Genomic DNA, 20177 nt, shown 5'->3' with positions numbered 1-20177 from the left:
AGATACCGAGTGGGTAATAATTTGATGCAGACGGACCTCTCCGTCTGGGGTATGTATCATCATGCCGACATCGTGGTGAAGATTGTCATGATCGGCCTGATTCTGGCGTCTGTCGTCACCTGGGCTATTTTCTTTAGCAAGAGCGTAGAGCTTCTTTCCCATAAACGTCGCCTTAAGCGCGAGCAGCAGCAGCTGGCCGAAGCCCGCACCCTGAATCAGGCAAGCGACATGGCCGCCTCTTTCCAGGCGAAGAGCCTGACCACCCTGTTAATCAACGAAGCGCAGAACGAGCTCGAACTTTCTGCAGGCAGTGAAGACAACGAAGGGATTAAAGAGCGTACCGGCTTCCGCCTTGAGCGTCGCGTTGCGGCCGTTGGCCGTCATATGGGACGGGGTAACGGTTACCTGGCGACCATCGGCGCGATTTCGCCGTTCGTCGGTCTGTTCGGTACTGTCTGGGGCATCATGAACAGCTTTATCGGCATCGCCCAGACGCAAACTACTAACCTTGCAGTTGTGGCGCCCGGCATCGCCGAAGCACTGCTGGCAACGGCCATTGGTCTGGTGGCAGCAATCCCGGCAGTCGTTATTTATAACGTCTTCGCCCGTATGATTGGCAGCTACAAAGCGACCCTCGGCGACGTTGCTGCCCAGGTTCTGCTGCTGCAAAGCCGCGATCTGGATCTCAGCGCCAGCTCGGCTAAGCCGATTCGTTCTGCTCAGAAATTTCACGTAGGTTGATTCGTCATGGCAATGCGTCTTAATGAAAATCTGGACGATAACGGCGAAATGCACGAAATCAACGTGACGCCGTTTATCGACGTTATGTTGGTTCTGCTGATTATCTTCATGGTGGCGGCGCCGCTGGCGACCGTAGACGTGAAGGTGAATCTGCCTGCGTCATCCAGTCAGCCGCAGCCGCGCCCGGAAAAACCGATTTATCTCTCTGTCAAAGCCGATAAATCTATGTTCCTCGGCAACGATCCGGTGACCGATGAGTCGGTGATCCCGGCGCTGAACGCCCTGACCGAAGGCAAGAAAGACACTACCGTCTTCTTCCGGGCCGATAAGACGGTCGATTACGAAACCATGATGAAGGTAATGGACACGCTGCACCAGGCGGGTTACCTGAAAATTGGTTTAGTCGGCGAAGAGAAAGCGGCGGCGAAATAAAGAGAAACGGCAACCTCAGGTTGCCGTTTTTGTTTTTGCCCGGTGGCGTTACGCTTACCCGGCAACAATTACCCCAGATGTTCCCCACCGCATACGCCGTGCACTTCTGCCGTCACGTAGCTGGACTCCTGACTTGCCAGATAGACATACACCGGCGCCAGCTCCGCAGGCTGTCCTGCACGTTTCATCGGCGTCTGCTGACCAAACTGCGGGAGCTTCTCCTGAGGCTGACCGCCGGAGACTTGCAGCGCCGTCCAGATAGGACCCGGGGCTACCACGTTGACGCGCACGCCGGTCTCTGCCACCTGTTTTGCCAGCCCGCGGCTGAAGTTGAGAATAGCCGCTTTAGTGGAGGCATAGTCCAGCAGGTGCGGGCTCGGCTGATAGGCCTGAATTGAGGATGTGGTGATAATGCTCGACCCGGCGGGGAGCAGCGGCAGTGCCTCCTGGGTAATCCAGAACAGGGCCAGCACGTTCACGGCATAGGTCTGCTTAAACTGCTCGGTGGTGATATCGGCAATCTTCTCCACCGCCACCTGCTTACCGGCTACCAGCGCCAGCACGTCGAGCCCACCCAGCTCCTGATGGGCTTTATGTACCAGCGAGCGGGCAAACTGTTCATCGCTCAGATCGCCAGGGATCAGCACCGCTTTGCGCCCGGCCTCTTCAATAAGCTGCTTAACCTGCTGGGCATCCTCTTCTTCGTCGGGCAGATAGTTAATGGCGACGTCTGCTCCTTCACGCGCGTAAGCGATGGCGGCAGCGCGTCCAATCCCGGAATCGCCCCCTGTCACCAGTGCCTTACGATCCTGTAGTCTGCCGCTGCCTTTATAGCTCTTTTCGCCGCAGTCCGGCACCGGGTCCATCTTGCTCTGCAGCCCCGGTACAGGCTGTTTCTGCTTGGGATATTCGCCGGTGTAGTACTGGGTTGTCGGATCCTGAATTTTGCTCTGAGAGTTTGCCATAGGTGTTCTCCTTGAGGGGTTAATCAGACTTTAAGCTTAGGAGAATCAACTAGGCTGTGAGGATTATTCAGGATAATCCTTAAAAAAAATGGGCTGAGGAGAAACAGGCGAGACGGCAGGGTTCGGCGAGAGGTTACGGCTTTTGCGGTGGGATGTCCGCTTTGGCGGCCAGCACCTCTTCATTCAGCGCAACGGTGGTCACGCTGGTGGTGCGATAGCCTTCATCAGCCAGCTTACGGGTGACGCGCAGGGTCGCGGTTTCACGTGCCAGGATATATTGATAATTGGTTTCCAGGCGCGCCAGTATTTTTTCTTTTAAATCCGGGCGCTGTTGCATAATGGCGTTTATTGTCGCGCCGTAGATCTCTTCTTTTACCTGCAACGGATAAATTTCACGGCGATTCTGCCATTTCAGACGCACCAGCCCGGCCGGAATGGAGAGCAGATCCTTAGCAATTCTTTGGATTTCAGCGTTTTTAATCTCTTTAAGCGCGGCAAGGTTTTGCTCTAAGATAAATTCATCGCTTTTTTTATCATCTAAAGCCAAATAAACGTTGTTGTTATCAACATCCTTCACGTTATTCATCCTCTAGCGTATAAAACACAGGTGTGTTTTTTTCGCAGGTAATAAGATTTAACCAGATTTCATTACCGGCTTCGTTAATCTCATCGGTTTTTTCCGCCAATATTTGACTTAGTGCCTGGGCATCTATTTCCCCCTCCGCCTGCAAATCATTCAACAGCCGGGCAAACACCTCGATTTTAACTACCCGAAATAAGCGGTCTTTAATATGCCGATCGTGCTCTTCAAGCAACATATTGCGGGAGTTACCGGTACGGGTAACGCCAATTAATATATCTGGCGCATAATCAGCGAGTGTTCTTTTCCCCTTAGTGAAATTGGCATTGCTTTCTGCTTCTGGCGGTTTTGGTTCCACGGAAGACATGTGAAACTTGGCCGGAACCAGATTGTCGGGCAACATTTTATATTTCCTTTAATTTCAATGGGGTAGGGTTGTCTGGAGTGTGAGATTCGTTGACAATAACATGAGGCAAATTTAAAATCAAAAAAAATGGAGCCTGCCTATATGAACAGCATTTTTTATACTGTCATTACTTTGTTATTGCTTACCGCCGTGGTTCTTTTATTGATGCGCGAGTTCAATAAAAGTAGCGATGTGGGAAGCACGCACGTCCCGCCTCAGCCGGAACGGATGTCAAAAGAAGAGGGCGAAGACCATTTTTCAGTGTTAATGAATGCGATTACGCCGGTTTGGTACTGGCGTGTTAATCATGAATATATTGATTTCCTCCATGCCACAATTAAACGAATGAATATGGTGGAAATAAATAGCATTCCTGACCTGTTTGAGGCGCAGCGCCGTTGCAGCGATCTTAACTCGGCGGTCTACAAATATTACGACAATATCAAGAAGCGCTGCCTGAACGGCGAAAAAGTGTCGCACACCGATCTGGAGGTAATGAACCTGCGGCAGTGTTTTCGCGAGTTCAGCCTGGAGGCGTATCCATCGCTGGTGGAGCTGGTGTGGCCTGAGTATCAGCGCCCGGTGGTAAAGCCTGAGCAAGTGTAGGGGATCTGTTGTTTAGTTGTTGCAAACAATTTGGGCCATTGCGATATACTGCACACTGGTTTCGTTTGCAGACAGGACTCTATGGAACGCTTTTTTGAAAACGCAATGTATGCCTCCCGCTGGTTGTTAGCCCCGGTCTATTTTGGCCTCTCGCTGGCGCTGGTGGCGCTCTGTATTAAATTCTTTCAGGAAATTTTTCACGTTCTGCCGCATATTTTCAGCGTCGCTGAATCCGACCTGATCCTGCTGCTGCTGTCGCTGGTGGATATGACCCTGGTGGGCGGCCTGCTGGTGATGGTGATGTTCTCGGGCTATGAAAACTTTGTCTCGCAGCTGGATATCTCCTCGGATAAAGAGAAGCTGAGCTGGCTTGGCAAAATGGATGCCTCGTCGCTGAAAAACAAAGTGGCAGCCTCGATTGTGGCGATCTCTTCCATTCACCTGCTGCGGGTGTTTATGGATGCCAAAAATATCCCGGACAACAAGCTGATGTGGTACGTGATAATCCACCTCACGTTTGTGCTGTCGGCGTTTGTGATGGGGTATCTGGACAAGCTGAGCCGCAAATAAGACAAAACGCCTGATGGCGCTGCACTTATCAGGCCTACGGGGATTCTGTAGGTCGGGTAAGCGCAGCGCCACCCGACCCTTTTCCTGAAACTACTTATCCGAAGAGGCCTGCCACAGATTCAGCTGCCCGTCGGCCACATGCTGGTCAATCCGCTGCAGCTCTTCTTCGCTGAAGTGCAGGTTATTCAGCGCCTGCACGTTCTCCTCCAGCTGCTCTGTCCGGCTGGCGCCAATCAGTACCGAGGTGACACGCTCATCTTTCAGCAGCCAGCTCAGCGCCATCTGCGCCATCGTCTGTCCGCGCGCCTGGGCCATCTCATTGAGCAAACGCAGGCTGTTCAGGTTGGCTTCGGTCAGCATGTTCTCCGTCAGGCCGCGTGCCTTTTTGCCCTCACGCTGCATGCGGGAGCCGTCAGGGATGCCGTTCAGGTATTTTCCGGTCAACAGCCCCTGGGCCAGCGGCGTAAAGGCGATGCAGCCGGTGCCGTTAGCGGCCAGGGTATCCAGTAAACCGCTCTTGTCCACCCAGCGGTTAAGCAGGTTGTATGAGGGCTGGTGGATAAGCAGCGGGATTTTCCACTCGCGAAGCAGCTCCGCCATTTTCTGGGTCCGCTCCGGCGAATAGGAGGAAATGCCGACGTACAGCGCTTTCCCGCTCTGCACCGCCTGCGCCAGCGCAGAGGCGGTCTCCTCCATCGGCGTGTTCTCATCGACCCGGTGCGAATAGAAGATATCCACGTACTCCAGCCCCATCCGCTTCAGGCTTTGATCGAGGCTGGCGAGCAGATACTTGCGCGAACCGCCCGCACCGTAAGGCCCCGGCCACATGTCATAGCCCGCTTTGGTGGAGATAATCAGTTCGTCGCGATAAGCCGCGAAATCGTCGCGCAGCAGGCGGCCAAAATTTTCCTCCGCGCTGCCCGGCGGTGGGCCATAGTTATTGGCGAGATCGAAATGGGTGATGCCGCAATCGAAGGCTTTTCGCAGCAGGGCGCGCTGTGAGTCGAGGGCGTGGACGTGGCCGAAGCTGTGCCACAGGCCGAGTGACAGGACGGGTAAGCGGAGGCCGCTTTTACCGCAGTAACGGTACTGCATCGTCTCGTAGCGGTCAGGGGAGGCGTTCCAGGGCATGATGTCTCCTTTCTTAGTGATTGATTTTCGAAACAGCGTTTCTATTCTAACCTTAGTTCGTTCACAATTCATGGAGATATGCGATGACGCGTATGACCGCCAAAGACTTTCCTCAGGAATTGCTCGACTACTACGACTATTACGCTCACGGCAAAATCAACAAACGTGAGTTCCTCAATCTGGCTGCCCGCTATGCGGTTGGCGGCGTTACGGCGCTGGCGCTGTTCAATATGCTTAAGCCTAATTACGCCCTCGCGGAGCAGGTGAAGTTCACCGATCCCGACATCCTGCCCGAATACATCACCTATCCCTCGCCGGACGGCCATGGACAGGTGCGCGGCTATCTGGTGAAACCGGCCAAAGCCACCGGCAAAGTGCCGGCGGTGGTGGTGGTGCATGAAAACCGCGGCCTCAATCCCTACATTGAGGATGTGGCGCGTCGGGTGGCCAAAGCGGGCTACATCGCCCTGGCACCGGATGGCTTAAGTTCGGTGGGCGGTTACCCCGGCAACGATGAGGAGGGGAAAATCCTGCAGCAGAAGGTCGATCCGACGAAGCTGATGAACGACTTCTTTGCCGCCATCGGGTTTATGCAAAAACACCCGGACGCTACCGGTAAAGTGGGGATCACCGGCTTTTGCTACGGCGGCGGAGTGTCTAATGCCGCTGCAGTCGCCTGGCCAGAGCTGGCCTGCGCGGTCCCTTTTTATGGCCGTCAGCCACCAGCGGCGGACGTCGCCAAAATTAAGGCGCCGCTGCTGCTGCATTACGCCGAGCACGACAAGAATGTTAACGAGGGGTGGCCTGCTTATGAGGCCGCGCTTAAAGCTAACGGTAAGGTGTATGAGGCATGGATCTACCCTGGCGTAAATCACGGGTTCCACAACGATTCGACCCCGCGTTACGACGAACCTGCTGCCGAATTAGCGTGGAAAAGAACCCTGGGATGGTTTGAGAAATATTTGAGTTAAACCAACTAAAAATGCCCGCCCCGTCCGGCGGTCGGGCATATATTATAAAAAACAGATAATACCCTTATTATTTCTTCGGTATCTATCCTTATGTTTATGACATTTTTATTACGCTGTATGGAGTGTCCCAGCCTTCATCATTATGCAGGGAATAATTCCTTTAGATGCTTTACATTTGCAACTTTTTGAAATGTAAAGGCATATTATTTAGAGGGCTATTTAGTCCTGTGCTTTATTATTATTTCAACGCTAATTAAACCGAAATGAAAAGTTTTATAAAAATAACCAGGAAAAGGTATTGCTTCGCCTTTTCTTGCCGATAACGAGGGTAATACTCGCCTCCGGGCGAAATCTCCCTCAGGCAAGGAAAGAGTTATGCGTATATTTCGTAATCTTACAATCCGGTTCGTCATGCTGACGATTCTGGGTATCTTCTGTTTAATGTGGGCGGGCGTGGGGCTGTATGGCTCATGGGCGCTCTCTCGCGTGGCGGATGGCAATGAGGTTGATCGTCAGCTGGTCAGGCAGATGACGGTGCTCAGCCAGGGCAACGATCAATATTTCCGTTTTGTCACCCGGCTGAGCCGGGCGATGGAGACGCAGGCGGCAGGCGGCAAGGCCGATTTTGCCGCTGTGCAGCAGGCGCTGGATACCATGAGCATCAGGCTCGACGAGTTGAAAGCCATGTCGCCGGGGCCAATGGATGCCGACGTCTCCGCCCGGGTGATCGCCAACTGGCAGGCGTTGCTGGATAATGGCGTTAAGCCCCAGATGCAGCTGGCCCAGCAGGGCAACCTTGAGGGCTATCGCCAGCAGGCGAATAATGTTACCCCACCGCTAAGCCGCGCCTTTGGCGAGAGCGCCGGACAGTTCAATAAAGCCGCTGACACCATTCTTGACCGCACTCGTATAACAGTGGATAGCTTCACCAGCATCACCCGCACGGTAATGATTACCGCGACGATAATCGGCCTGTTGATCCTGCTGTTCGCCGACCGTTATCTGGTTGCCATGCTGGTGAAACCCCTTGAGCAGCTCCGCCACCATTTCCGCCTGATTGCGCAGGGGGATCTTAGCCAGCCGATCGCGCCTTTTGGCCGTAACTGCGTGGGCCAGCTGGTGCCGCTGCTGACGGCGATGCAGGACAGCCTGCGCGAGGCGGTGAGCACCATCCGCAACGGCAGCGAGAACATCTGGCGCGGGGCGACGGAGATCTCCAGCGGCAATAACGATCTCTCGTCGCGTACCGAAGAGCAGGCAGCGGCGCTGGAAGAGACCGCCGCCAGCATGGAGCAGCTTACCGCCACGGTGAAGCTCAACGCGGATAATGCCCGTCAGGCCAGCGAGCTGGCGGATGTCGCCTCGGTCAGTGCCAGCCGCGGCGGCGCACTGGTGGAAAATGTGGTCAGTACCATGACCGGGATCTCCATCAGTTCAAAGAAAATTGCGGAGATCACCAGCGTCATCAACAGCATCGCCTTCCAGACCAATATTCTGGCCCTCAACGCGGCGGTGGAAGCGGCGCGGGCGGGGGAGCAGGGGCGTGGCTTTGCGGTGGTGGCCGGTGAGGTGCGGAATCTCGCCAGCCGCAGCGCGAACGCGGCAAAAGAGATCGAGGGGTTAATCGCTGACTCCGTCTCCCGCGTGGAGGAGGGGTCCAAACTGGTGACCGAGACCGGCACCACCATGAAAGCGGTGCTGCGCGACATTACTGGCGTCACCACTATCATGAAGCAGATTGCCAGCGCCTCGGAAGAGCAGAGCAAAGGCATTTCGCAGGTTGGGGTGGCGATCACCCAGATGGACGGCGTGACCCAGCAGAACGCCTCGCTGGTGGAGCAGGTATCGGCGGCGGCTTCCGCGCTGGAGCGCCAGACCGAAGAGCTGCAACGCTCGGTGCAAAAGTTCCGTCTGGCAGACTAACGTCGGGCGAGCTGTGCGTCGCTGATCAATTGCGTCACCTGCGACAGGTGACCAATTTTCACTTCGCTGGAGCGCTGAAACTTGCTTTTGTCGATCAGCAGCAGCGACTGGCTGGCGCGGCCCAGCAGCTGCGACTTAAACCCGGCGCTATGCGGGGTGGGATCCCACATCACACCCAGCTCATCCACTCCTTCACACGAGAAGATAAACAGGTCAATCTCCAGCGATTTCAGCAGCGTCACCAGGGCCGGATTCACATAGCAGCGGTATTTGCGCTCCAGCGTCCCGCCCGAGCAGATCAGGGTGATGCGCTCGCGCTTCGCCATCTCATGGCAGATGGGCAGGCTGTTGGTAAAGACCGTCAGGGCGATATCCGGCAGCTGCCGCGCCAGGTGAAAGCAGGTTGAGCTGGCATCCAGGGCCAGCGTCATGCCTTCGCTGACCCAGTCCAGCGCGTGACGGGCGATATCGGCTTTGTCCGCGTAGTGGCTTTTCAGCCGCGCGCCAAAGGGCTCGCCGCCGTCGCGGTGATCCGGATGGATCGCCCGGGCCCGCCCGTGATGGCGCACGATTTTTCCCTGCTGTTGCAGCTGCTTCAGATCGCGACGAATCGTCTCTTTGCTGACGTTAAGCTCTGCGGCCAGCGCCTCTGTCGTCAGCCAGTCGGAAGCCGCCAGCAGGCGGATAAGATCCTGATGACGGGTGCTTTTCATGGTTCTGTTCCGTTACGGGTGAAGGCGAGCGGTGTCTGGCCAATCGCCACGCCGTTTTTGCCGGTGTGCTTAATCTGGTACATCGACCGGTCGGCGCGGCGCAGGGCGTTGACGAAATCATCCTGCTCCAGTACGTCGTCAATCCCCACCGAGGCGCCGACCTGCGCCTGACCGTTATCCAGCTCGAACGGCGTCAGCGCCGCCTGCAGACAACGGTGGGCGGTGCTGCTCACCAGCACACTGGAAAGCGGGAAAGGCAGCAGCAGCACGAACTCATCGCCACCCAGACGGCCAACAACGGACTCCGGCGGGCAGGCATCGCGCAGGCGCTGGCTGAGCTGGATCAGCAGTTCATCGCCGCTGCGATGACCGAAAGTGTCGTTCACCGTTTTAAAATCATCGAGATCGATAAAGGCGATGCAGAGCGGCCCCTGGGCCTTAAGCTGGGCGAAGTGTTTAAGCAATGCGTGGCGGTTGGCAAGGCCAGTGAGCGGATCGTGATTAGCCAGCTGGGCCAGCTGCTCTTCGTACTGCTTCTCTTTGGTCATGTCGATATGGGTACCGGTCACCTTCAGGGGGTTGCCGTTTTCATCCCAGTCCGTCACCCGCCCGCGGTCCAGCACCCAGGTGACGGTGCCGTTTTTGTGCTGCATGCGGTGCAGCGCTTCATAGAAGGGGGTTTTGCCGTGCAGGTGATCGTAGAAGGCATCCAGTACGTTCTGTTTGTCATCCGGATGCAGATGCTCACGCCAGATCTCAAACTGCGCGCTCAGCTCCTTGGGCTGATAGCCCAGCATAGCGCCCCAGCGGCGGTTATAGATAATCAGCTTCCCGGTGGGAACGTCGAGCTGCCATAAACAGAGACCCGTCCCGTCGAGCGCAGCACTGAGCTTGTTTCGGGCGTCACGCGCCAGCCTGGCAAGCCGGGCATTGTGCTTTTTGAGATTCTGAATCTGTTGTTTAAGCGCCTTTTCTGACATGCGAATAATCTGAAGAAAGAAATTATTGATGCCAGTTTACGGGATGGAAGTAAATATACGGTTAAAAAAAGAAAGGGATTTGTGTTAAGGCTTATATTCACGGTCTTATAAGCAGCCATGAAATAAGAAATGAGGGGCCTGATAAAGCCAGGTGGAATAATCACCTGGCATTTTTATTAATGGGTAGCTTCGCCGACCAGGCCGCCCGCTCCCGCGCCGAGGGCGGCGCCTTTGAGAACGCTATTACCGGTTACAGCGGCTGCACCAGCGCCTACAGCGGCACCAATGACGCCACCTTTACGGGCAGCTTTGCCTTTCTCACCGTTTTTAAACATCGCCCCGGTACCCGCCCCAACCACCGCGCCGCCGACGGTGGATTTTACGCTTTTCCCGGCTACTGCGCCGATGGTCGCGCCCACCAGCGCCCCGGTAGCGGTTTTATCTGCCGCCAGGCTGGAAGCAGAGCAGAGCAACGCACCGATCATTAGCGTGATTTTCATGGTTTTCATGACAATTTCCTTATAAATGTGCAGTGAGACATTGCGGGGGATACTGCCAGCTGTACGGATTGTCGGGTAGGCCAATAATGCCGTGGTGGAGAAACTCGTCTTAATCTGATCGTCGCCGGGCGGTGGCCCGCCCGGCACGGGGGTTAGCCCTGACGTTTATCTTCGGTGTTGGTATCAAAATCACTCGCCGCATGGCGCTCATGCAGCTGTTCGCTCAGCTCGCCATTGGTGCGGTTAACGATACGCCCGCGCTTCACCGCCGGACGGCTGGCGACATCCTTCGCCCAGCGCTGAACGTTCTTGTAGCTTTCGGCATCGAGGAACTCTGCTGCGCCATAAACCTGGCCCAGCGCCACGCTGCCAAACCATGGCCAGATGGCAATGTCGGCGATGGTGTACTCTTCACCTGCCACGTAGCGACCCCGCGCCAGCTGTTTATCCAGCACGTCGAACAGACGTTTGGCTTCCATGGTGAAGCGGTCAATGGCGTACTCAATTTTTACCGGGGCATAGTGATAGAAGTGGCCGAAACCGCCGCCAAGGAACGGGGCGGCGCCCTGCAGCCAGAACAGCCAGTTCAGGGTTTCCACACGTCCAGCCGGATCTTTTGGCAGGAAGTGACCGAATTTTTCCGCCAGGTAGAGCAAGATATTGCCGGACTCAAACACCCGCGTTGGCGGCGTGGTGGAGTGGTCGCGCAGGGCCGGAATTTTAGAGTTCGGGTTGACATCCACAAACCCGCTGGAGAACTGATCGCCCTCGCCGATGCGGATCAGCCATGCGTCATATTCCGCACCGGTGACGCCAAGCGCCAGCAGCTCTTCCAGCAGAATAGTGACCTTCTGGCCGTTTGGCGTACCCAGGGAGTAAAGCTGCAACGGATGTGAACCGACTGGCAGGGTTTTCTCGTGGGTGGCACCAGAGATTGGGCGGTTGATGCTGGCGAACGCGCCGCCGCTGTTGTTCTGCTTCCATTCCCAGACTTTCGCTGGCTGGTAGTTATTCTCGGACATGTTGATCTGCCTTTTTGTGGAGGTGTTGAGGCAGTGTAGCAGGTGTTCCATGAACGGTTTAACGAACTGAGCGCATAAGGTTATGCGCTCAACGGAGTGCCTGCTGGTGTGCTAAAAACATAATGTTTTACCCGGGCATAGAAAAAGGGGCCCCTGAGGGCCCCGTTGAAGGTACATATCAATCAGAACGACTTGCGTAAACGCAGGCTGAAAGTGTGGGCCTGGTAACGCTCGCCGGCCTGCAGGTCGTAACGCGCGTCGAAGCTCAGATCGTTGGCCTCGTACAGCGTAGTGCCGATGGCTACGCCGGCCATATCTTTCACCGGAGAAGCACCTTTGGTGATAAAGCTGGTTTCACCGATGGCGTCTGCGGCGTAAGTCGCATGGCTGCTGACCTGGCGGTTATCGTACTGGTGGAGCCAGGAGACCTGGGCAAACGGCGTCAGATTACCCAGACCGGTGGAGAAGGTCTTCTCCAGGCGGGCACCGATATCGCTGACTACCGACTGCGTATGGGTGCTGCTGACATCCAGCGCCATCCCGTTGCCGCCGGTTTCGCTGTAGCCATCCACATGCTGATAACCGTAAGTCAGGCCCGCGAGCGGGGTCAGTACTACGTCGGCTGGCAGCGTGATCGGGTAACCCAGCTCGCTTTGCAGAGTGACCGACTGGCCGTTGAACTTGCCGTGGGCTGCGCCAGAGAAGCCGGTGAAATCGGCGCGGCGGACGGAGCTGTAGTTCTGACGGTTCAGGCCCGCGGAGAGGTTCAGGTACCAAGAATTGCCGGTGTAGGCTGCGTAACCAATCACCCCGTAGTTATCGGCGGTAGAGTTGTTGCCGCTCAGGTTATCTTTACCGTGTACGGAGGTGTTGCTGTAGTTCAGCGCCGCGCCCAGACGCCAGGCGTCGCCCAGCGCGCGGTCGGCACCGATGATCAGGCCGCCAAATTTCGCTGAGTAACCGCTCACTTCGTCACGGCTGTCCTGACGGGCATAACCGCCGAACGGCTGACCCCAGACAATCCAGTTTTCTGCGTAGTCATCGCCAGTTGCCACTCCGCTCACGCCGGAGGCCTGTGGATTACGCACGGTATCGATGTGAGCACCCACTACGGCCTGAGCAGTAGAGATGGCAACGGATGCCGCTGAACTGGTGTTGAGGTTCTGGCTGGTAGAGAGACGCTCGCCAACGCGGTTCGCCTCCTCTTCACCTTCAATGGCCAGCGAGGCGTTGTACAGATTCAGCAGCTGCGGAGAGGCGATGCCGGAATAGTTCGCCAGCCCGCCAAGTGATGCGGTAGCGCTTGGGATGGTGGCATAACCCTGTTTGCCCGGCTGGACAGGCGCTGGCGCAGGCTGCGTTGGTGGTACTGGCGTTGTGACGACCGGCGGAACAATCTCAGGTTCGGTTACCACTGGCGGCGTCACTTCTGGCGTCGGCTCCGGCTGGGGTTGCGGCTCTACCGGCGCGGGGGCGATCGGTTCTGCACCCAGGGTTAAGACCAGCGCCTTGCTCGTCGCATCTTCATACACGGTGCCGTTGACCGCACCACGGTAGCCGAGCGCTTTGTAGTTCAGCTGATCGGCATGGTAGTCGGTCTGGGCCCCATTGGCGTTGATCACCACATAGCGCTGCCCTTCGGCGAACTTATAAGTGTTGCCGGTGCGCAGCAGGTTGATACTCGATCCCGCGTCGATAGTGGCGTTGCCGCTAACGTTCAGACGACCATACCCGGCATCGGCAAGCAAATCACCGCTAGCCACGGCCAGATCAGAGACGCCGGAGATGAGTGTTGCGGCCGCTTTCTGATGATAATCACCCAGAATGTTGATGCTGTTATTCACCTGCAGGGATGCAGCTTCGTTCAGCACGGTGCCGGCCGTCACCTCGATGTCGTCGCTCATCTGCATTGCCATCAGGCCATACTCAGGGATAACGCTAAACGTACTGACATTATCGTTGAGCAGCAGCGAGCCGCTGCCGAATGTGACATTCGAGCCAGTAATGGTGCCCGTCGCGCCATCGATGCCGGTCAGCGTACCCAGGGTGGTGCCACCGTTAATGGTTAATGGCGTCGTGCTGGTGGAATAAATATCACCGATAATGGTGCCGGTATTGGTGAGGGTTACCGTGTCGCTGTTATTACCGTTAACAAAAAGGGCATAGCCTCCACCGCTTAACTGACCGTTATTGACGATCTCGGTATTGCCCTGATTGTTGTCGTTCCAGATGTAAATCCCGCTCCAGTTACCCGCGATTTCACCGTTGTTCACAATGGAGCCAATAACGCTGTTACTGTTGCTGTTGTTATAGACAGCCGTGTCGTTAGCGCTGATTTTCCCGTTATTAACAAGGGTGTTAATGGTGCCGGAGTTAATAATGCCGAAGGAGCTGCCGTTAATCTTCTCATCATTAACGATAGTATTAATAACGCCCTGGTTGATGATCCCGGAGCTACCGTAATAATCGGTTGTGCCGCCTTCAATTGTTCCGGTGTTATGCAGTGAGCCAATCGTACCGCTGTTAAAAATGGCCCCTTTTTGCCCCATGAATATGCCGTTCTCGTTATTCACAGAAGAGATAAGGCCAGCATTATTCAGGTTATCGATGGTGCCCTGATTGTTGATGCCGCGATAGCCCACAATCTTGCCATCTTCGGTATTAGCCAGGGTGCCGATCGTCCCGGCATTGCTCAACGTACCGGTGTTGTTATACCCGAAAAGGTTGTAAGAGCCCGGAACCCTCTCGAGCGTGCCGCTGTTAGTGAAGGTGTTAATCACACCCGTTGCACCTACCGACACGACGCTGCCGTTTTGATACTGGCTCAGGCTGGAGATGGTGCCGTTATTGTTAAGTGTATCTACTGTTCCATCAATCTGAACAATATTGTTGTTTAACAATAATGGGTTATCAGCGGTGTCGCTAATCACGCCATCATTAATAAGTGTCGTTACAGTACCGCCCGCGTTAACGGTTAAGGCGTTGGTGGGGTTGCCGGTGATATTTCCCTCATGCGTAATATGCACCAGCTCTTTTGCATCAGCTATCTGAATATTGCTTATGGGTGTGTCGATAATTAACTCGGGAGACGTTGCGAAGGCTTGCGCAGCCGTCGAGGCAACCAGCAGGGAAATCAGCTGGCTAAGGCGTTTCTTTTCCATGGTGTTCCGTCATAAGTAGCGATGATTGTGCAAATGCTGTGGCGATTTCTTCGGATTAATCCGATATCTTCGGGCGCAGAATATACAATTTGTTGCCGAAAACAATAAGCTCTGCTTAATTATTTCAGACTGAATCTATTCCACATTTTTTGTAATGTTTATAATTTGACTTAAGGCTGGTGGAGGAATGAGGATATATCCTCACCTTTTGCAGGGAACATTATTGATTAATTTGTCTTTATTGTTGTGCGGGTGTACTTCTGGCGATCCCAACACCGCCGCGCAGCGTATTGCCGGGCAAAGTGGTCTGATCAGTGAAAAATTTGACGCAGATCCCTTCCCGATTGTCGGCTGGTATCGGATCACGCCACCGGTGAACACCTTGCATCTCTATATCGAAGGAGATGGTTTTGCCTGGAAAAACCGCACCACTCCCTCGGATAACCCGACGCCACGTAATCCAGTGGGTCTGAAGCTGGCGGCGGCAGACAATCATGCCAGTGTGCTTTACCTGGCCCGGCCCTGTCAGTTTATCGGGCCCCCTTTGCCGGCCAGCTGCCGTGCCAATATCTGGACTCAGGATCGCTTCTCGCCTGCGATAATTGATGCGATGAACGCGGCGGTTAACCGGGCCGTGGCGCGCTATCCGGGAGTGCAAATCGATCTGATCGGCTACTCCGGGGGCGGCAATATTGCCGCGCTGCTGGCGGCACGTCGACACGACGTGCGCTCCTTGCGAACGGTGGCGGGCAATCTTGATGTGGCGTATGTAAATGCCCTGCATCATGTCACCCCGATGCCCGAAGCGGCGAGCGCCATCGAAAGCGTTCCCGCGCTTCGCACACTGCCGCAAATTCATTTCAGCGGGGCAGAAGACACCACCGTGCCGCCCGCCGTTGCCCGGCGCTTTCAGCAGGCGGTGGGGGAGGAATGTGCGCGGGCAGAGGTGATCAATGGGATGGCACATGGCTCGGACTGGCCGGCAATCTGGCCGCAGTTACTGACGCATCAGCTCCCTGATTGTTGAATGAAGGAACTCTCAAGTTGGTTTGGCCTGTTAGCGGGAAATAAAGAGAAAATTTGAATAAATAATATTATTGCACTAATAATTCATTACCACCGTTTTAATTTCACAATGTAATTGTTTCCCAACTAATCGATTTTTAATAAATATAAATATCTTGAAATGCATTTCGTGAATGATATTTGTAATGGTTATTTTTTCAGACGTTAAGAGAAATCAATAATATTGGTGGATTCCTATTTAAACATCAGTAGGTTGTGACTGGGGTCTGCTCCTGTTAATTTTAGCGGTGGTCTTACTTGATCCCATATCTGAAAGACCACAACAGTATTCAATAACGCGTAATGTCACCTTAATCGGGATCTGCCACTGAGCAGGCTCGCCGGGTGGCTCTGGTTTAATTGTTGATTCTGATGCGGTGTACCTTTTAGGGTTCTTGGTCAGGTTAATTCAGATTAGGAAAAAGAGGCTCAATTCAGATATCAAGACCAGAAAGTTTTTAAAAAGGGAACAAAAGTATGATTTCTTCGGATGAGAAAGTTCAACAGCGAGCCAGTATTAAGCTGGCTCCGTTAACGATTGCAATGATTTTAGCCTTACCTGCAGTCGCACATTCAGCAGATTTATCTATGAAAAATGGAAAAATCTACAACGCCAACGGCGTTCCGGTTGTTGACATTAATAAGGCAAACAGCAGCGGTTTATCACATAACGTTTGGGACAATCTGAACGTTGATAAAAAAGGCCTCATTTTCAACAACAGCGCTTCAGCCACCAGTACGCTATTAGGCGGTGATATCCAGGGAAATAGCAATCTGAGTGGTGGTACCGCTAAAGTCATTCTCAACGAAGTTACCTCCAAAAACATGACGACCATCAATGGCATGATGGAAGTTGCTGGCGACAAAGCGGGTTTAATCATTGCTAACCCTAATGGCATCACCGTGAGCGGTGGTGGCAGCATCAACGCCAGCAAATTGACCCTGACTACCGGTAAGCCAGATATTAAGGACGATGAACTGAATGGCTTTAGCGTCAACGGTGGCACCATTACTTTGGGCAAGCTGGATAGTGCAAGCCCGACAGAAATTCTTTCACGCAACGTTGTTATCAATGGCAAAGTTTCTGCCGATGAACTTAACGTGGTGGCAGGGAATAACTATGTAAACACGGCTGGTGAGGTCACTGGGAAAGTAACCGCAACGGGCAAGCGTAACGGCTATAGTGTTGATGTCGCTAAATTAGGCGGGATGTATGCCAATAAAATTAATCTGGTCAGCACGGAAAGCGGGGTAGGTGTCCGTAACCTCGGCGTCATTGTCGGCGGCGAGAAAGGGATCAGTATCGATGCTAATGGCCAGTTGCTGAACAGTAACGCCCAGATTAAGTCTGAAGGCATCATTAATTTAAAAACAAAGGGCTCGCTGGAGAACACGACAGGCACAATCGCGTCTAACAAAACGATCTCGATCGATACTAATAAGAACAAAATCACCAATACTCGCGCGGGAAAAATCACAACTTTCGCTGATATTTATGTGAACAGTGGTGCCATCGATAACACGAACGGCAAGATTGCTGCTGGCGGAGTGTTAGCCGTTAATACGAATAAAAATACCCTGACTAACTCCGGTAAAGGAAATAATGTGGGTATTGAGGCAGGTATTGTCGCGTTAGAGACCGGTACGCTGAATAACAGCAATGGTCAAATTCGTGGTGAATACATGGAGCTGAATTCTGCGTATCTCAATAATAATAATGGGATATTAGAAACTAACGGCGACATTATCATTAACAGCAGTGATAATATTGATAACAACAAAGGATTGATCCGCTCTGCAAGTGGCCGGATTAATATGACTGCTGCTAAGTCAATCAATAATAAAACCACCAAAACCGCGGATACAAACAGTGCCGATACATTAGGTATTGCGTCTGAAACTGGGGTTAAGATTGTCGCTAATGCGATCTATAACAATGGCGGACAGATCGCATCTAATGGCGATGTCTCGTTGGAAAGCCGCGGCATGATTGACAACGATTCGGGCAAGGTGATGTCCAACGCCAAAGCGATAGTGAAAGGCAGCTCCGTTCGCAATGACAACGGTGGTATCAGCGGCAAGCAGGGCACAAATGTTACTGTTGATGGTAATCTGACAAACTACATTGGCGTCGTAAGTTCTGAAGAGGGCGATGTCGCGCTGAAGGCCAATACCATCAATAACCACGGTGGTTTTATTACTGGGCAAAATATCTCTATCGATACCAAGGGAGAGTTAAACAACAGTACTGCACTTATTGTTGCCAATAAAAAGCTGACGGTGAATGCGGGTACAAATATTGAGAACCGCAATAGTAACAATTTTGGTAATAATTTCGGTCTCTATTTTGGCATGCCACAGCAGAACGGTGGTATGATTGGAAAGGAAGGCGTCAACCTTACCGCAAACAATATTTATAACAACTATAGTCGAATTATTTCTGAAAAAGGTTCGATTGATCTGAATTCAAGAAATAATTTTGAAAATAACAACGCCCAACTTGTCAGCGGTGGCGATGCAGTCATAAAAGTGGGTAATACGTTTAATAACAATTATGCGACGACCTACAGTGCTGGCAACCTTAGCATCAACACCACAAATTTAAGCATTAATAGTAACGGCAATTTCCTTGATAACAATGCAACCGGGATTATTGCTTCAGATAAAGATCTGATCCTGAACGTTACTAATAATCTTAATAACACAGGCTGGATCAGCGGTAAGGGCAATGTCACTCTTAACGTTCTGAAGGGTCAATTAAATAACCGTAATACGATCGCTGCCGATAAGTCTCTGACCATAACGGCCTCTAATGGTATTGAGAACTCAAAAGATATCTCCTCTGGCGGTACATTAACTCTCGATTCTAAACGTTCTATTGTGAACAACAATAACAGTAATATTGTTGGTTATAATATCGTTATGAATGCGAACAATGATATCACTAACCGTAGCAATATTGTCAGCGATGCTGACATGAACATAACCGCTAAAGGTAATTTAAATAATTATCTCAATCTGGTTAGCTACGGTGACGTGGCGATTACTGCTAATAGTGTTAATAACAATAACTCGGTGATCGATGCTAAGGGTGCCTTGAGTATTAACTCAGCAGGCAAGATTGGCAACTCCAGAGGAACGTTACGTTCTCAGACTGGAGATATGTCTCTTGTTTCTACTAATAATAATATTGATAATTATTATGGCTATCTTATCTCTGGTGGTAAGATTGCAATCAAAGGGAACAATCTGAACAATGATAACGGCCTGATTGGAAGCAACGGGGATATCAACATTTCCCTTAAAGGATCCTTTGACAATGGTAAGGGATCTGTCAGCAGTAATTGGGGTGATGTCGTTCTGAATGCGAACAGCGTTGATAATAACAACGGTTTCATCTCAGGTAAGAATGTTTCCGTCGATTCTAAATCAGCGATTTATAACAATGATGCATTAATTTCTGCTTATAAAGTTCTTACTGTTAATGCCAACGGTAACGTTGAGAACAAAAATGGCAACAACTTTAATCGCGATCATGGTGCATATTTTGAGCTGGTTGATAGCATTGGCGGTATGAGCGGTAAAGAAGGACTTAATATTACTGCTCAGAACATTTACAACAACAATAGTAACTTGATCGCTGAGAAAGGTGCTCTGACGTTAAACTCCAGAGGTGTCTTCGATAATACGTCTGCGAAAGTAATTAGCGGGGCTGACAACAGCATCAATGTCGCTGGTGTTTTCTACAATAATTATGCAACCGTATACAGCGAGGGGAATCTTGATATTAAGGCTTCCAAGCTGGAAAATTTAAGTAATGGAAGCATGGAGAAGAATAACGCAACAGGTGTTATTGCTTCAGATAAAAATTTGAACCTTACTATTGATAACAGCTTTACTAACTACGGCTGGATTAGCGGTAAAGGTGATGTCAATCTTAACGTTCTGAAAGGAGCATTTTATAACCGCAATACGCTTTCTGCTGACAAAGCTATGACAATCAATACCCTGAGTGGAGTTGAGAACTATAAGGACATTGTTGCAGGAACGACGCTGACCGTGAATACCGAGAAGCATATTACAAATAGTAATAATAGTAATATGCTCGGTAAAGATATCGTGATGAATGCAGTGAATAATATCGTTAACCACGGGAACATCGTAAGCGATTATTCTTTAATCGCAAAAACAGCAGGGGATATCTATAACTATCTCAATATGCTGAGCTACGGTGTCGCTAAAGTCACTGCGAAAAATGTAGTTAACAGCGATAAAGATGCGGTTTTAGGCGGTTTTTATGGTTTAGAACTGGAGTCAGAAAAGACAACTAACACTGGTACCCTTGTAGGGATGTAAACCATAAACAAGGCAGCAGCATTGTTTGATGCTGCTGCCTTCTATTTTTTACCGA

Annotated in this window: 17 protein-coding genes; 8 read left to right on the top strand and 9 right to left on the bottom strand. The window is 52.3% G+C overall.

Annotation, left to right across the window (positions count from 1 at the left end):
- Window positions 1–9 precede the first annotated feature (9 nt).
- Both exbB and exbD read left to right on the top strand, forming a co-directional pair.
- Window positions 10–741: a tol-pal system-associated acyl-CoA thioesterase gene (gene exbB, locus GNG26_RS18715; protein WP_103176960.1), complete on the top strand. Its 732-nt coding sequence runs from the start codon at window positions 10–12 to the stop codon at window positions 739–741.
- Window positions 742–747: 6 nt separating this feature from the next.
- Window positions 748–1173, top strand: coding sequence for a TonB system transport protein ExbD (gene exbD / locus GNG26_RS18710; protein ID WP_114316790.1), 426 nt, complete (start codon window positions 748–750; stop codon window positions 1171–1173).
- Between the two features lie 68 nt (window positions 1174–1241).
- On the opposite strand, the gene GNG26_RS18705 is transcribed toward exbD, so the two are convergent.
- From GNG26_RS18705 to GNG26_RS18695, 3 genes are all read right to left on the bottom strand, one after another.
- Complete coding sequence (locus GNG26_RS18705) at window positions 1242–2138, bottom strand: SDR family oxidoreductase (RefSeq protein WP_103822857.1); 897 nt, start codon at window positions 2136–2138, stop codon at window positions 1242–1244.
- Between the two features lie 133 nt (window positions 2139–2271).
- Window positions 2272–2724 (bottom strand): cytoplasmic protein, encoded by a 453-nt coding sequence (locus GNG26_RS18700; protein WP_103176957.1) that lies wholly within the window; start codon window positions 2722–2724, stop codon window positions 2272–2274.
- Window positions 2717–3121 (bottom strand): hypothetical protein, encoded by a 405-nt coding sequence (locus GNG26_RS18695; protein ID WP_103822856.1) that lies wholly within the window; start codon window positions 3119–3121, stop codon window positions 2717–2719. Before GNG26_RS18695 ends, GNG26_RS18700 begins: the two co-directional genes overlap by 8 nt.
- Window positions 3122–3226: 105 nt before the next feature.
- On the opposite strand from GNG26_RS18695, the gene GNG26_RS18690 reads away from it, so the two are divergent.
- Entirely contained in the window at window positions 3227–3730 is a 504-nt protein-coding gene (locus GNG26_RS18690) for an ESA_00282 family adhesion-associated protein (protein WP_114385753.1), read from the top strand.
- A gap of 81 nt (window positions 3731–3811) precedes the next feature.
- Window positions 3812–4300 carry a TIGR00645 family protein gene (locus tag GNG26_RS18685; RefSeq protein ID WP_103822854.1) on the top strand — a complete coding sequence of 163 codons (489 nt, stop codon included), beginning with the start codon at window positions 3812–3814 and terminating at the stop codon, window positions 4298–4300.
- Window positions 4301–4390: 90 nt separating this feature from the next.
- Here GNG26_RS18685 and GNG26_RS18680 read toward each other — a convergent pair whose 3' ends face one another.
- Window positions 4391–5431, bottom strand: coding sequence for an aldo/keto reductase (locus tag GNG26_RS18680; RefSeq protein ID WP_156239768.1), 1041 nt, complete (start codon window positions 5429–5431; stop codon window positions 4391–4393).
- Between the two features lie 83 nt (window positions 5432–5514).
- On the opposite strand from GNG26_RS18680, the gene yghX reads away from it, so the two are divergent.
- Both yghX and GNG26_RS18670 read left to right on the top strand, forming a co-directional pair.
- Entirely contained in the window at window positions 5515–6402 is an 888-nt protein-coding gene (gene yghX, locus GNG26_RS18675; RefSeq protein ID WP_103176952.1) for a YghX family hydrolase, read from the top strand.
- 375 nt (window positions 6403–6777) lie between these two features.
- Window positions 6778–8325: a methyl-accepting chemotaxis protein gene (locus tag GNG26_RS18670; protein WP_156239767.1), complete on the top strand. Its 1548-nt coding sequence runs from the start codon at window positions 6778–6780 to the stop codon at window positions 8323–8325.
- Here GNG26_RS18670 and fucR read toward each other — a convergent pair.
- The 5 genes from fucR to GNG26_RS18645 all read right to left on the bottom strand — a co-directional run bounded on the left by fucR (window position 8322) and on the right by GNG26_RS18645 (window position 14701).
- Window positions 8322–9038 carry an L-fucose operon activator gene (gene fucR, locus GNG26_RS18665; protein ID WP_156239766.1) on the bottom strand — a complete coding sequence of 239 codons (717 nt, stop codon included), beginning with the start codon at window positions 9036–9038 and terminating at the stop codon, window positions 8322–8324. The two genes, GNG26_RS18670 and fucR, sit on opposite strands and share 4 nt — an antisense overlap.
- Complete coding sequence (locus GNG26_RS18660) at window positions 9035–10018, bottom strand: sensor domain-containing diguanylate cyclase (RefSeq protein ID WP_156239765.1); 984 nt, start codon at window positions 10016–10018, stop codon at window positions 9035–9037. Before GNG26_RS18660 ends, fucR begins: the two co-directional genes overlap by 4 nt.
- A 176-nt stretch (window positions 10019–10194) precedes the next feature.
- Entirely contained in the window at window positions 10195–10527 is a 333-nt protein-coding gene (locus GNG26_RS18655) for a glycine zipper family protein (RefSeq protein ID WP_103822849.1), read from the bottom strand.
- Window positions 10528–10670: 143 nt separating this feature from the next.
- Window positions 10671–11540 (bottom strand): glutathione-dependent disulfide-bond oxidoreductase, encoded by an 870-nt coding sequence (yghU, locus tag GNG26_RS18650; protein WP_114316798.1) that lies wholly within the window; start codon window positions 11538–11540, stop codon window positions 10671–10673.
- 182 nt (window positions 11541–11722) lie between these two features.
- Window positions 11723–14701: an autotransporter outer membrane beta-barrel domain-containing protein gene (locus GNG26_RS18645; RefSeq protein ID WP_156239764.1), complete on the bottom strand. Its 2979-nt coding sequence runs from the start codon at window positions 14699–14701 to the stop codon at window positions 11723–11725.
- A gap of 187 nt (window positions 14702–14888) precedes the next feature.
- Between GNG26_RS18645 and GNG26_RS18640 the strand changes: the two genes are divergently transcribed.
- Window positions 14889–15728 carry an alpha/beta hydrolase gene (locus GNG26_RS18640; protein WP_156239763.1) on the top strand — a complete coding sequence of 280 codons (840 nt, stop codon included), beginning with the start codon at window positions 14889–14891 and terminating at the stop codon, window positions 15726–15728.
- Window positions 15729–16243: 515 nt separating this feature from the next.
- Window positions 16244–20122 carry a filamentous hemagglutinin N-terminal domain-containing protein gene (locus GNG26_RS18635; protein ID WP_156239762.1) on the top strand — a complete coding sequence of 1293 codons (3879 nt, stop codon included), beginning with the start codon at window positions 16244–16246 and terminating at the stop codon, window positions 20120–20122.
- The last annotated feature ends 55 nt before the right edge of the window (window positions 20123–20177 follow it).

Source organism: Leclercia sp. J807, from assembly GCF_009734465.1.
In the GTDB taxonomy this organism is placed as follows: domain Bacteria; phylum Pseudomonadota; class Gammaproteobacteria; order Enterobacterales; family Enterobacteriaceae; genus Enterobacter.
This window is presented reverse-complemented; position numbering and strand designations above follow the sequence as displayed.